The sequence below is a fragment of the Streptosporangium sp. NPDC050855 genome (assembly GCF_044456585.1).
Classification (GTDB): Bacteria; Actinomycetota; Actinomycetes; order Streptosporangiales; family Streptosporangiaceae; genus Streptosporangium; species Streptosporangium longisporum.
Genome location: NZ_JBITFY010000001.1, coordinates 494,453 through 507,416, shown reverse-complemented (window position 1 = coordinate 507,416; position 12,964 = coordinate 494,453). Strand labels below are relative to the sequence as shown.

The 12,964-nt window shown below is 69.8% G+C and carries 13 protein-coding genes and 1 tRNA gene; 3 read left to right on the top strand and 11 right to left on the bottom strand.

What is annotated here, in order from left to right; genetic code table 11:
- Window positions 1-21: 21 nt before the first annotated feature.
- Together ACIBCT_RS02385 and ACIBCT_RS02380 are read right to left on the bottom strand one after the other, a co-directional pair.
- On the bottom strand, window positions 22-702 hold the full coding sequence (locus ACIBCT_RS02385) for a DUF2993 domain-containing protein (RefSeq protein ID WP_399185622.1): 681 nt from the start codon (window positions 700-702) through the stop codon (window positions 22-24).
- A gap of 101 nt (window positions 703-803) precedes the next feature.
- On the bottom strand, window positions 804-1,055 hold the full coding sequence (locus ACIBCT_RS02380) for a MoaD/ThiS family protein (protein ID WP_399185621.1): 252 nt from the start codon (window positions 1,053-1,055) through the stop codon (window positions 804-806).
- Between the two features lie 207 nt (window positions 1,056-1,262).
- Between ACIBCT_RS02380 and ACIBCT_RS02375 the strand changes: the two genes are divergently transcribed.
- Complete coding sequence (locus tag ACIBCT_RS02375) at window positions 1,263-1,976, top strand: winged-helix domain-containing protein (protein ID WP_399185620.1); 714 nt, start codon at window positions 1,263-1,265, stop codon at window positions 1,974-1,976.
- A gap of 171 nt (window positions 1,977-2,147) precedes the next feature.
- Here the strand turns inward: ACIBCT_RS02375 and ACIBCT_RS02370 are convergent, their stop codons facing one another.
- The 4 genes from ACIBCT_RS02370 to ACIBCT_RS02355 all read right to left on the bottom strand — a co-directional run bounded on the left by ACIBCT_RS02370 (window position 2,148) and on the right by ACIBCT_RS02355 (window position 7,579).
- Entirely contained in the window at window positions 2,148-2,825 is a 678-nt protein-coding gene (locus ACIBCT_RS02370) for a response regulator (protein ID WP_399185619.1), read from the bottom strand.
- On the bottom strand, window positions 2,822-4,021 hold the full coding sequence (locus tag ACIBCT_RS02365) for a sensor histidine kinase (protein ID WP_399185618.1): 1,200 nt from the start codon (window positions 4,019-4,021) through the stop codon (window positions 2,822-2,824). The genes ACIBCT_RS02370 and ACIBCT_RS02365 overlap by 4 nt, the downstream gene beginning before the upstream one ends.
- A gap of 399 nt (window positions 4,022-4,420) precedes the next feature.
- Window positions 4,421-6,217 carry a bifunctional metallophosphatase/5'-nucleotidase gene (locus tag ACIBCT_RS02360; RefSeq protein ID WP_399185617.1) on the bottom strand — a complete coding sequence of 599 codons (1,797 nt, stop codon included), beginning with the start codon at window positions 6,215-6,217 and terminating at the stop codon, window positions 4,421-4,423.
- Window positions 6,218-6,472: 255 nt separating this feature from the next.
- Window positions 6,473-7,579 carry an RNA-guided endonuclease InsQ/TnpB family protein gene (locus ACIBCT_RS02355; protein WP_399185616.1) on the bottom strand — a complete coding sequence of 369 codons (1,107 nt, stop codon included), beginning with the start codon at window positions 7,577-7,579 and terminating at the stop codon, window positions 6,473-6,475.
- A 140-nt stretch (window positions 7,580-7,719) separates the two neighbouring features.
- On the opposite strand from ACIBCT_RS02355, the gene mshD reads away from it, so the two are divergent.
- Window positions 7,720-8,643, top strand: coding sequence for a mycothiol synthase (gene mshD, locus ACIBCT_RS02350; protein ID WP_399185615.1), 924 nt, complete (start codon window positions 7,720-7,722; stop codon window positions 8,641-8,643).
- 130 nt (window positions 8,644-8,773) lie between these two features.
- Here the strand turns inward: mshD and ACIBCT_RS02345 are convergent, their stop codons facing one another.
- The 3 genes from ACIBCT_RS02345 to dcd form a co-directional block, all read right to left on the bottom strand.
- Window positions 8,774-9,778, bottom strand: a complete 1,005-nt coding sequence (locus ACIBCT_RS02345; protein WP_399185614.1) for an anion permease — start codon at window positions 9,776-9,778, stop codon at window positions 8,774-8,776.
- On the bottom strand, window positions 9,779-10,396 hold the full coding sequence (locus ACIBCT_RS02340) for a DUF47 domain-containing protein (RefSeq protein ID WP_030924556.1): 618 nt from the start codon (window positions 10,394-10,396) through the stop codon (window positions 9,779-9,781).
- Window positions 10,397-11,160: 764 nt separating this feature from the next.
- Entirely contained in the window at window positions 11,161-11,736 is a 576-nt protein-coding gene (gene dcd, locus ACIBCT_RS02335) for a dCTP deaminase (protein WP_399185613.1), read from the bottom strand.
- Between the two features lie 131 nt (window positions 11,737-11,867).
- On the opposite strand from dcd, the gene ACIBCT_RS02330 reads away from it, so the two are divergent.
- Window positions 11,868-11,941, top strand: a tRNA-Gly gene (locus ACIBCT_RS02330).
- Between the two features lie 129 nt (window positions 11,942-12,070).
- Here the strand turns inward: ACIBCT_RS02330 and ACIBCT_RS02325 are convergent.
- The gene (locus tag ACIBCT_RS02325; protein WP_399185612.1) at window positions 12,071-12,484 is read right to left on the bottom strand and encodes a type II toxin-antitoxin system VapC family toxin; all 414 of its coding nucleotides are present in this window, start codon (window positions 12,482-12,484) and stop codon (window positions 12,071-12,073) included.
- On the bottom strand, window positions 12,481-12,744 hold the full coding sequence (locus ACIBCT_RS02320; protein WP_399185611.1) for a CopG family transcriptional regulator: 264 nt from the start codon (window positions 12,742-12,744) through the stop codon (window positions 12,481-12,483). Before ACIBCT_RS02320 ends, ACIBCT_RS02325 begins: the two co-directional genes overlap by 4 nt.
- Window positions 12,745-12,964: the final 220 nt, after the last annotated feature.

Genomic DNA, 12,964 nt, shown 5'->3' with positions numbered 1-12,964 from the left:
CGGTTCAGACACGGGACACGGTCAGCCGCGCAGGGGCACGTCGGAGGCCGTCCCCGAGATGCGCAGCCCTCCGGGGACGACCCGGACGTCGGTCAGCTTGAGGTTGTAGGGCAGCTTCCCGAGCGGGATGCGGTAGTTGAGGAACCGGTTGGGGTCGGGCACCGCGATGCCGCCGCCCAGGGTCACCTTCTCCGCGAGGAGCTGCAGGCCGCCCTGGACGATCTCCACCTTCATGGTCGCCTCGGCCGGCACCTGCTGTCCCAGCACCGTGATCTCCCCCTTGATGAGGAGCGCGTCGCCCGCGACGCTGACCTTGACCCCGCGCGGCGCCCGCTGGTTGAGCGCCCGCACCGGGACCACGACCGCCCCCTCCACCCGCTCGGCGCGCATGTCCACCTGCTGGGGGCGCATGACGAGGTCCTCCAGCCGCGCGGTGACGCCGTGCAGGGTGAAGTCGACGCTGGAGAGCGCCACGCCCGAGATCGTCATCGCGCCCGCGGCGACGTCGACCCTCTCGTAGCGGCCGGCGATCGCCTGGGTGAGGAAGGGGATGCCCGCGATGGTCACCTCGGGCGGGGCGGACAGGTCGTACTTGGCCGTCGCCTGCCGGGCGATCTCACGCTGCACCCCGGTGACGGCCACCCGGTCCAGGACCGCGACGAGGACGAGAAGCAGGACCAGAAAAGCGATGAGCTTACGCATCCGACTCCCTGTTCACTCTCCGGCTCCGGGGTGAGGCCGTGGGCGTGATCTCCCCTGGCCATCCTGTCCGAAACGACGCCCAGGTGGTAGCCTCCCGCGGCTCAGCCGCCCGCGAAGGGGGGCAGCACCTCCACCGTGGCCCCGTCGGCCAGGACGACCGTCCCGTGCGCCCGCAACCCCACCGGATCCCCGTTGACCAGGAACGACGACCGTCTCACCACGCGGGCGAGCGCGTCACGGCCCGATGTGATTTTGGTCATCAACTCGTCGAGGGTGGCGGCCTCGAACGGCTCCTCCGCCACGCCCGCCGCCTCCTTGGCCGCCGCCCAGTACCTGACGATGCCCGTCGCCATCTGTGAATCATCTCCTTGACCGCACGCAGGGTTACCACGCCATTACGGCGAATTCACCTGGAGAACCCGTGTTCATCAGGTGGACGTTCGCTGAACGCTTCATCCCCGTGGGTTATCCTCACCTACTACGGGACCTGGGCAATGTAGCCCCCGGGTCCTTACGTGTTTGTACGGCTTATTGCCGGCATGACGCGGGAAGGAGACATCGTGAGCAATCTCCTGCTGCTCACCAACGCCCTCGAGCCCTCGACCGAGGTGCTTCCGGCGCTGGGACTGCTGCTGCACTCGGTACGGGTCTCGCCGGCGGAGGCGTCCGCCCTGCTCGACGCCCCGCCCGCCGACGCGATCCTGGTGGACGCGCGCCGCGAGCTCGTCCAGGCCAAGAGCCTGTGCCGGCTGCTGCGGACCACGGGTGTCGCCTGCCCGCTGGTGGTGATCGTCACCGAGGGCGGCCTGGCCGGGCTGACCGCGGAGTGGGGTGTCGACGACGTCATCCTGGACACCGCCGGTCCCGCCGAGGTCGAGGCACGGCTCCGGATGGCCGTGGGCAGGCTCAGCCTCTCCGCGGCCGAGGACGTCCCCGACGAGATCCGCAACGGCGACCTGTCGATCGACGAGGCCACCTACACCGCCCGGCTCCGCGGCCGCGCCCTGGACCTGACCTTCAAGGAGTTCGAGCTCCTGAAGTACCTGGCGCAGCACCCGGGGAGGGTCTTCACCCGCGCCCAGCTCCTCCAGGAGGTCTGGGGGTACGACTACTTCGGCGGCACCCGCACCGTGGACGTCCACGTCCGGCGGCTCCGCGCCAAGCTCGGCGCCGAGTACGAGGCGCTGATCGGCACCGTGCGCAACGTCGGGTACCGGTTCGTGCCCGAGCGCGGCAACGAGCCCGTCGACGAGCGCGAGCCCGCCCACAACTGACGGCCGGTCCACGGCCCCGTACCCGTCCCGTCGTTCCGTGCCCGGTCACGTGCCGGCCACGGGGCCCCGCCCGGTGGGCGCATCGGCGCGCCCGGTGGGCGATCCCTCGCCCGCCCCGCGTCGGGCACACACGTCCGCCGTCAGTCGGGCGTCAGGCGGGCACGTCGGGCGTCAGGCACGCACGTCCGGCGGGGCACCGGGGGTGACCAGCCCCGACTCGTAGGCGAAGACGACGAGCTGCGCCCGGTCCCGGGCCCCGAGCTTGGTCATCGACCGGCTGACGTGGGTCTTCACGGTGGCGTGGCTGATCGTCAGGTGCTCGGCCATCTCCAGGTTGGACATGCCGGTGGCCACCAGGGCCATGATCTCGCGCTCCCGCACGGTCAGGCGTTCCAGACCGGGCCCGGCCACGGGCCTGGGCGGGGTGGACACGTACTCCTCGATCAGCCGCCGGGTCACCGAGGGCGAGAGCAGCGCCTCCCCCGCGGCGGCCACCCGCACCGACCTCAGCAGCTCCGCGGGTTCGATGTCCTTGACCAGGAAACCGCCGGCCCCGGCCCGCAGGGCCGCGAAGACGTACTCGTCCAGGGCGTAGTTGGTCAGGATCACCACCCGCACCGCGTCGAGTTCGGGGTCGGCGCCGATCCTCCTGGTGGCCTGGATCCCGTCGAGCAGCGGCATCCTGACGTCCAGCAGCGCCACGTCCGGCCGCAGCGCGCGGGAGAGCTCGACGGCCTCGACGCCGTTGCCCGCCTCGCCGACGACGACGATGTCACCGGCCGTCTCGAGCAGCGCGCGGAACCCCCCCCGGATCAGCGCCTGGTCGTCGGCGAGCAGCACCCTGATCACCGGCGTCCCCTCCCTGACGGCTCGGGCGCGGACGGCGGCGTCCCGGTGACGGGGGACTCGGCCGGGAACGGCCCGGTGAGCGGCAGCTCGGCCCGGACGGCGAACCCCCCTCCCGCACGCGGCCCGGCCGTGAACGACCCTCCGACGGCGACGGCCCGCTCGCGCATCCCGATCAGCCCCATTCCCTGCGTGACGACCCCCACCTCCGACGCCCCGTCGTCCTCCACGGAGATCACGATCGTCCCGGGCCGGTACTCGGTGGTCAGCGTGATCGACGCGGGCCCTGCGTGCCGGAGCACGTTGGTGAACGCCTCCTGCGTGATGCGGTAGGCCGCCCGGTCGACGACCGGGGGCAGGTCCCGCGGCTCCCCCGTGACGAGGACCTTGACCGGCAGCCCCACCGCCTCGGCCCGGGCGACCAGGCCGGGCAGCCGGGCGAGTCCCGCCCCGGGATCGTCCGGGTCGCCCTGCCGCAGCACCCCGAGCGTGGCGCGGAGCTCGTACATGGCGTCGCGGCCCGCCTCCCTGATCGCGGCCAGCGCCTCCCGGGAGCGCCCGGGGTCCGAGTCCAGCAGGTGCGCGGCCACGGAGACCTGGACGTTGATGACCGAGATGCTGTGGGTGAGGCTGTCGTGCAGTTCCTGGGCGATCCACAGCCGCTCCTCGCCCGCCCTGCGCAGGGCCGCCTCCTCGCGGGTGCGCTCGGCCTCGGCCGCGCGCCGCTCGACCTCCTCCAGGTAGGCGCGGCGGTTCCTGGTCATCTCTCCGACGACCACCACCGCCACCACCCAGCCGCTGATCAGGGAGAGTCCTCCCGGAGGGGCAGGGTCGACGTCGGAGAGCGCGATGAGGCCGTAGATCCCCACGCCCAGCGCGGCGGCGAGCGCGATCGCCAGGCGGCGCCGTCCCATGGAGGTGGCCGTGTAGATCGACATCAGCGCGGGCGCGGCGGTGAAGACCCCGGGGTACCGGCAGGCGTAGTAGGCGAGGGCACAGCCCACCGTGATCACCCCCACCGTCGCGGGCCTGCTCCGCCGCACCGCCAGCGGCAGTGCCGACGTCATGATCAACGCGATGCCGAACACGTCCAGCGGGCGCTCCGGCGAGCCCGAGGTGGACATCTGGCCGTAGACGCCCGCGACGATCCCCGTCAGCACACCGAACGCGATCAGCGCGTCGGCCCTCCCGATCCTCACCCTGACACGGTAGGACAGGGTCTCCCGCCCGCCGACCGGCACGAGGAGGAGATCGGCGTACATCCCCGGTGGTACGCACCGGACCCGCGGCCCGCACACCGCGCGGCCTCTGCCCGCGGGACACCCCTGAGGGCCGGGCACGCCCCCCGGGAGCCGCCACGGAATCCCCGAAGTGTCACAGGACCACCCCCTGGGGGCCGGGCACGCCCTGAGGCCCGGACACACGTGGGGCCCGCCGGACGTTTCTCCGGCGGGCCCCACCCGCGGGCCTCGACTGCGGGGTCGTACCTCAGCGCGTACGCGACGCCGTGCCCGCTCCCGTCCCGGCCGGCACGGCGCGCCGCGTCCCGGTGGAGCGCCGCTCCGGCCCGGACGGGCGCGCCGCGTGTCCCGCAGGTGTCACGGCACGACCGTGATGTGGCCGGGCACCGGCGGGGCGATCGTCGGGTTCGCCGCGAAGTAGGCGGTGAAGGCGTCGATGTCCAGCGGGCCGCTCCACAGGTCGGTGCCGTCCCTGAAGGCCAGGAACGCGTCCCCGCCGCCGACCAGGAAGTTGTTGGCCGCCACCCGGATCGTCTGGGTGTCCGTCACGTCGACGCCGTCGATCTTCATGTTGGAGACCTTCGAACCCCACGGCGCGCTCGCGCTGTAGGTGTAGGTGAAGTTCGACGAGGGCTGCAGGATCTTGGTGAACGCCTGGGCGTTGGGCCCGCCGGTGAACTGCTGCTCCAGCACGGTCTTGAGCTGGGCACCGGTGAGCGTGACCACCTGCGTGAGGTTGTTGAACGGCTGCACGGTGAACGCCTCGCCGTACGTCACCACGCCGTCGCCCTCACCCGCGGGCGAACCCGCGTAGTTCAGGGACGCCCGTACGCCACCGGGGTTCATCAGGGCGATCTGGGCGTTGCCGCCGGTCCTCGTCGCGGCGAGCTGGGCGTCGGCGATGAGGTTGCCCAGCGGGGACTCCCCGGAGGCCACGGCGGTGTTGGTGATGTCCGCGGTGATCCTGCCGATCGGCCTGTTGGCCACCGGCGCGACACGGTCCTTCCACGTCTGGACGAACGCGGTGATCTCCGGGTCGGGGGTGACGGTCCTGGTCACGACCTGGTTGTCGGCCACGACCGTGGAGCGCACCACGTCACGGGTCCTGACGTCCACCTGGAAGTCGACCTTGGTGATCACGCGGCCGAAGGAACCGCCCTGGCTGTACAGGCGCTTGGCGCCCTTGGGGTCGGACACCGTGCACAGGTAGGCCTGGTGCGAGTGACCGCTGAGGATCATGTCGACCTCGGCGTCCACCTGCGTGGCGATCCGGTTGCCCGCGCCCGGCTGGGCGCTGCAGGCGTCCGGCGACTGGCCTGCGGTGACCTGGTCGCCCTCGTGCACCAGCACGACCTGGGCCTTGATGCCGACCAGCTTGAGCAGCCTGGACGCCACGTTCGCGGCCTTGACCTCGTCGATGAACTCCAGGTCCTTGATGCCCTCGGAGGTGACGATGCTCGGGGTGCTCTGGGTGACCAGGCCGATGAAGCCGATCGGCACGCCGTTCATCCAGCGGATCGCGACCGGGGGCAGCGCGGGGATGCCGTACTGCCGGAGCAGGTCGCGCAGCGCGCCGGTGTTCTTGCCGCCCAGGGCGTCCAGCGCCTGCTTCTCCGCGGTCTGCGTCGGCCGCTTGAAGATCACGTTGGCGCCGAGGTAGGTGAACTTCGCGCCCTTCCACTCACCCGCGGGCGAGCAGCCGTCCACCGGGTGGCAGCCGCCGTTCATGATGCGCCGCAGCTCGGCGTAGCCCTCGTCGAACTCGTGGTTGCCCACGGCGGAGGCGGTGACGCCGATCTTGCCGAGGAACTCCACCGACGGCTCGTCGTGGTAGGCCGCGGAGATCAGGGGGGTGGCGCCGATCAGGTCGCCCTGGGCGACCTTGAGGGTGTTCTTGTCCGACATCTGCTTGAGGTGCGTGGCGGCGTACGCGGCGCCACCGGCCTCGACGGTGGCGCCGGTCTCGTCGACCATGCGGCCGGAGGACCCGGTCGGAGGCTCGAGGTTGCCGTGGAAGTCGTTGAGGGAGAGCAGGCGGACCGGCACCGTCTTGGCGGGCTTGTTGCCCGCCTCGGCTGGTCCCATCGCGAGCACCAGACCGGCCCCGGCGAGCACGCCCGCCATCGCCAGCCGCTGGAAGGAACGAGACATCATGAACCACGACACTAGGGGGACCTTCTGACCGTGGAACGTCCGAGAGATAACGATTCACCGGATCGCTACATGGCGGCTTTTGCCAGTCCCCGACGTACGCGGGACCGGCACGCCCGCCTAGAGTCCACATCTTGACATCCTCTCCTCCCTGGAGGGAGGGGATTCCCACGGTCGCTCGTGAGGGTTCCTGCTTCACTGCCAACCGCCCGTCAGAGAGGACTCTCTGTGAGGTCTTACGTCAGCTCCACAGGCGTTTTATCTCTCCGCCAGCCCGGCGGCGAGGATGTTCTTCGCGGCGTTCACGTCCCGATCATGGTACGTGCCGCAGGCGCACACCCACTCACGGGTGCCCAGTGGCATGGATGGCTGGATGGTTCCGCACGCCGAGCACAGCTTCGACGAGGGGAACCAGCGGTCCACGGCCAGCAGTTTCCGCCCGTACCACTGTGCTTTGTACTCCAGCATGGTGCGCATCTGTCGCCAGGAGGCGTCGGAGATGGCGCGTGCCAGGCTCTGGTTTTTCACCATGGTGCGCACGGTGAGGTCTTCGATCACGACCGTTTGGTTCTCACGGACGAGACGCGTGGTGACCTTGTGCAGATGATCGCGACGCCGATCGGCGATACGAGCGTGAACGCGCGCCACCTTGAGCTTCGCCTTGTGCCGGTTCGCCGAACCCTTCTCCGTGCGCGAGAGGTTCCGCTGGACCTTGGCGAGCTTGCGGCGGTCGGCCCGCTCGTGCCGGGGGTTGACGATCTTCTCCCCGGTCGACAGCGTCGCCAGTGCCGTGATGCCCGCGTCCACGCCGACCGTGCCGCTCGCGGGGGGAAGTGGAGGAATGCGGTCCTCACACAGGATCGACACGAACCACCGCCCGGCCGCGTCCTTCGACACGGTCACCGTGGACGGCTCGGCCCCCTGGGGCAGGGGGCGCGACCACACGACGTTCAGCGGGCCGTCCATCTTGGCGAGGGTGAGTTGGCCGTCTTTCCATCGGAAGGCGCTACGGGTGTACTCGGCGCCGGCCCGCGACGTCTTGCGGGATTTGAACGTCGGATATTTTGCCCGCTTGGCGAAGAAGTTCGCGAACGCCGCCTGCAGGTGGCGCAGCGCCTGTTGCAGCGGGACCGAAGACACCTCGTTCAAGAACGCCAGGTCCTCGGTCTTCTTCCACTGCGTCAGTGCGGCCGAGGACTCCACGTAGGAGACCTTCCGGCCCTCCACGGTGTAGGCGCGGCTGCGGTGTTCGAGCGCTTTGTTGTACACCAGGCGAGCACAGCCGAACGTGCGAGACAGTATTTCCGCCTGCTCGTCCGTCGGGTGGAAGCGGAACCTGAAGGCCCGCTTCACGATCTGCGCCACGCCTCGCACAATACGACAGGATCACTTAAATGGTGGGTGGAACGGGTCGTGCGGGTCCAGGCCCGCTCAGGCACCAGAGCGCCTTCGCGCTCCCGTTTTCTTTCCGGTCTGAAGGCCGCAGTATCCACAGGAGTTATTCGATGAACGCGCGTGTGGAACACCGGGGATCGCTCGGCGGCGCCGAGGTGGCCGCGATCCTCGAGGTGGCGGAGGCGGCCACCGAGGCCGACGGGGTCGGACCGCTCAACGAACAGGCCTTGCTGCACCTGCGCTACGGAGGCGACGAGCAGATCGGGGCGGTGCTCCTGTACGAGGGGGACGACCTGGTGGGCTACGCGCACGTGGACCCGGCCGATCCCGTCGAGGGCCCGGTCGGGGAACTGGTCGTCCACCCGGCCTTCCGGCGGCGCGGGCACGGGGCGCACCTGCTGCGGGCCGCGCTCGACCGGGCCGGCGGGCGCCTGCGCCTGTGGGCGCACGGCGGGCACCCCGCGGCCGAGGCTCTCGCCCGGTCGGCGCAGTTCGAGAAGGTCAGATCGCTGTGGCGGATGCGCCGCCCCCTGTCCGGCGACCTGCCCGGTTTCGAGCTCCCCGAGGGCGTACGGCTGCGCACGTTCGAGCCCGGCGGTTCCGACCCGGAGGCGTGGGTGGCGCTCAACGCCCGGGCCTTCGCCCATCACCCCGAGCAGGGCGCGTGGACGATCGAGGACCTCCGGCTGCGCCGGCACGAGCCGTGGTTCGACCCGGACGGTTTCTTCCTCGCCGTACGGCAGGACGGCCCCGGGGGCGGCGACCGGCTGGTGGGCTTCCACTGGACCAAGGTGCACGACGACGGCGACCACGCCCACGAGCCGATCGGCGAGGTGTACGTGGTCGGCGTCGACCCCGACGAGCGGGGAGGCGGCCTGGGCCGGTCGCTGACCCTGGCGGGCCTGGAGTACCTGCGGTCGCGGGGCCTGGGCCAGGTGATGCTGTACGTGGACGAGAGCAACCCCTCGGCGATCCGCCTGTACGAGAAGCTCGGCTTCACCCGGTGGGACGTCGACGTGATGTACCGGCGGTAGAGCGCGCCGTCCGCCGTGCGGCTCCGTGACGGCGGAACGTCGGCCGGGAGGGATCCCGACCGGCGTTCCCGCACGGTCGTCGGCGAGGGCCTCCGCGGGGCGGCGCGCCCGCCCCGGCCCTCGCGGCCCGCTACTCGACCATCCAGTGGAGCGCGAAGTAGGACAGCGCGGCGACCAGCGCGGCGGCCGGGATCGTCAGGATCCAGGCGGTCACGATGTTGCCCGCGACACCCCACCGCACGGCCGACAGGCGCTTGGTGGCACCGACGCCCATGATGGCGCTGGTGATCGTGTGGGTGGTCGAGATGGGGGCACCGAAGCCGATGGCCGCGGTGTAGAGCACGGTCGCCGCGGCGGTCTCCGCCGCGAACCCCTGCGGGGGGTCGAGCGCGATGATCCGGCGGCCCAGGGTTCGCATGATCCGCCAGCCGCCCGCGTAGGTGCCGAGCGAGATGGCCGTGGCGGCCGAGAGGATGACCCACTGCGGGATCGGGTCGCCGTTGTTCTGGTACCCGCCGACCACGAGGGCCAGGAAGATGACGCCCATCGTCTTCTGGGCGTCCTGGAGACCGTGGCCCAGCGCCATCGCCGCTGCGGAGACGGTCTGCGCGAGCCGGAACCCGCGGTTGGTCTTCGAGGGCTGAGACCTGCGGAACCCCCAGAGAATGGCGATCATGATGAGCCCGGCGAGGCTGAAGCCGATCAGCGGGGACAGGATCATCGGGATGACGACCTTCTCCAGCACCCCGTCCCAGTGGACGGTGCTCGCCGAGGCGATCGCGGCGCCGACCAGGCCGCCGATCAGCGCGTGGCTGCTGGAGGAGGGGAGGCCGAAGTACCACGTGACGAGGTTCCAGGTGATCGCGCCGATCAGTCCGGCCCCCACGATGACGAGGCCGTGACTGCCGTTCGGGGCGTCGATGATGCCCTTGCCGACCGTGGCGGCCACCTGCGTACCGAGATGCGCACCCAGGAAGTTCATGGCCGCGGCCATGAACAGCGCGGCCCTCGGCGTCAGCGCGCGCGTCGAGACGGAGGTCGCGATCGCGTTCGCGGCGTCGTGGAAGCCGTTGGTGTAGTCGAACACCAGCGCCACGACCACCACGCCGATGACGAGTGCGAGCGTGAGATCCACTTAGCTTTCCTTGACCGCGATCGACTCGATCGTGTTGGCCACGTGCTCGAAGGCGTCGGCGGCCATCTCGAGCTGGTCGATGACCTCCTTCATCTTGAGGACGGTCAACGCGTCGTACTCCCCGCCGAAGAGCTTGGCGAGAAGGCGGCGGTAGACCTGGTCGGCCTGGTTCTCCAGCCGGTTGATCTCGATCCAGTACTCGTTCAGGTTCTTCATCGAGCGCAGCCGGGGCATGGCCTCGGCGGTGAGCTCCGCGGCGCGTTCCAGGACCTCGACCTGCCGGACGACCTCCTTGGGAAGGTGGTCGATCTGGTACAGGACGATGAGGTCGGCGGCCGCCTCCATGTAGTCCATGACGTCGTCGAGGTTCGAGGCGAGGCGGTAGATGTCCTCGCGGTCGAAGGGGGTGATGAAGCTCTCGTTGAGCCGGTTCATGATCGCGTGAGTACGCTCGTCACCGGCGTGCTCACAGGCGCGCATCTTCTCGGCCAGGGCTTCCCGGTCCGATCCGTCACTGATGATCTCTACCAGCAGACGGGACGCTGTGACGAGGTTGTTCGCCGAGTCGGCGAACAAGTCGTAGTAGCTGTCCTCACTCGGTGTGAGACGCAGGCGCACGTCGTTCTCCAGATGTGCGGGGATGGTCCGCAGAGAAGGGTACGGGTTACCAGCGGAAATGCGAACTTCACCCGCTAGACACGCACTCTTCCTCATGTCGCTACCCGGCGCATACCCGGAGACACTCGGCTTGAGGCAGCCTGGAGGGCAACTTTCCGTGACCGTTTTGCTGGTTTTCGGCCACATTATGCCGAAGCCAGGTCACGTATAGGACTCTCTCCGGGAAGCCCGTCCGGCGCGTCGCCCGTGCCGTCCTCCGGGATCCCCGATTTCGGCGTGCCTGACGGAGATCCACGGAGGTCGGCCGGGGTCCGCGATCGCGCACGACGAGCAGGGTGATTTCCATCACGACCTGCCGTCCCGCCGCGTCCGGACCTTCCTCCGGCAGGCGTCCTTCCCCCGGAAGGCCGTCCCGCTCCCGGCCGATTCCCGGTCTCCGGTCGTCCGTTTCCGGCCGGGCGTCCCGGGTTCCCGGTCGCGTGCCCACGTCACCCGGCGCCCGCGCCCTCCGCTTCCCGCTTCGCGGCCGTGCGCCCCTTCGGCCTCCTGGCCCCTGTTTCGCGGCTTTGGTTCCCTTGCCCCTCGAACTTACGGCTGTCCCTCGAACTTACGGCTGCGCAGCCCTCGACTCCCGGTTCCTCCCCGGCCCTCGGCTTCCGGCTTCCCCATCCATCGGCTTCCGGCTTCCCGGGCCCTCGGCTTCCGGCTCCCCGGCTTACGGACCGCTGGTTCCCGGGTTTCGGTCGCCCCGGATCCGGTGACCGTCAGATGGGCGTCCGGTGGAAGTTCAGGTACGAACGGCTCGGCGTCGGCCCCCGCTGCCCCTGGTAGCGCGACCCGTACTTCTCCGAGCCGTACGGATACTCGGCCGGAGAGCTGAGCCGGAACAGGCAGAGCTGGCCGATCTTCATCCCCGGCCAGAGCTTGATCGGCAACGTCGCGACGTTGGAGAGTTCGAGCGTGACGTGCCCGCTGAACCCGGGGTCGATGAATCCGGCCGTGGAGTGGGTGAGCAGGCCGAGCCTGCCCAGCGAGCTCTTGCCCTCCAGCCGCGAGGCGAGATCGTCCGGCAATGTGACGACCTCGTACGTACTGGCCAGCACGAACTCCCCCGGATGCAGGATGAACGGCTCACCCTTGTCCGGCTCCACCATCCGCGTCAGATCGGGCTGCTCCACCGCCGGATCGATGTGCGGGTACCGGTGGTTCTCGAAGACCCTGAAGTAACGGTCCAGGCGTACGTCGACGCTGGAGGGCTGGATCATCTCCTGCTCGAAGGGGTCGATCCTGACCCTTCCGGCCTCGATCTCCGCGGCGATGTCACGATCGGAAAGCAGCACGTGAGGCAACCTACCAACGCCACGCCCCCGGGGCGGCGGCGCTCCCGCACCTCGGGATGCCGAGAATCTCGCGCCGGGGAGGTCCAGAGCCTCCCGAGTTTCCGCTAGAGTGGTCACGCGGCACACCGCACGCGGGTGTAGTTCAATGGCAGAACATCAGCTTCCCAAGCTGACAGCGCGGGTTCGATTCCCGTCACCCGCTCCACGATTCAAGGCCCAGGTCAGGGATGCATTCCCGACCCGGGCCTTCGTCGTTTCCAGGACCGTTCGATCTTCTCGGGCCATTGGCTCTCGTTGCTCCCACCGCTCCGTCATGCTCGTCATCGCGCGCAGCTCAGACCTTGATGACGGTGACGCGTCCGCCGCACAGGGCGGCAAGGTCCTCCGGGTCGGAGGTGAGAACCGTAACGGGGCCGGGGGCGGCGAGGGCTGTTGCGCTGAGCATCGCATCGATGGCGTACGTGTGCCCGTGCAGGCCGGCGCCGGACAGAAGTGCGGCGGCGTGGCGGGCGATCGGTTCGGTGACCGGTTCGACGACAAGTCGGGACAGCGACCACTCCAGAGCCGGCCGGTTGATGCGGGGGTGGACCACTTCGACGAGGGTGGCGGCGGAGGCGATGACGCGGAGATCGTCGGCGCGGGCGAGGGCGAGCCATGTGGTGACCGTGCGGTCACGCAGGACGACTTTGGCCAGTCCCTCGCTGTCGAGGACCAGCGTGCCGCCGGGGGTGGCGGGAGAACGGGTCATACAGCGTCCGTCCCACCCTGGGCCTGTCCCTGCCGTGCCTGGTTGAGTTGGTCGCGCAGTGCCCGGACTTCGTCGTCGGCAATGGGGCCGTGCTCGGCCTCGGCGACCTGGATGAGTTCACTGAGGTTGTCGCGCTCGATCTGGCGGGCGACGGCGGCGGTGACGTAGGCGGACAGACCGGAAGGGCCGCTCCGGGACCGTGCTGCCTCCGCGATGTCACGCGGCATGGTGATCGAGTACTTACCGGTAGGCTCACTCATGCTCTTTATCCTACTTATCATGCCACCGACAGCGATGGCCATGCCCAGCGGGAACCGAGCACCAGGTCTGCCCCGCATCCACTTCTCGATCTTGGAGGCTGCGCGTCCGATCCCATTTCGCGCACACGCTTCGTCCTATAGGTCTCCCAACGGCTGTGACCCATCATGCGCTCCTCTCGAACACGTGCGTGGTGGTCACGTGCTCTGCCTCACACCGCTT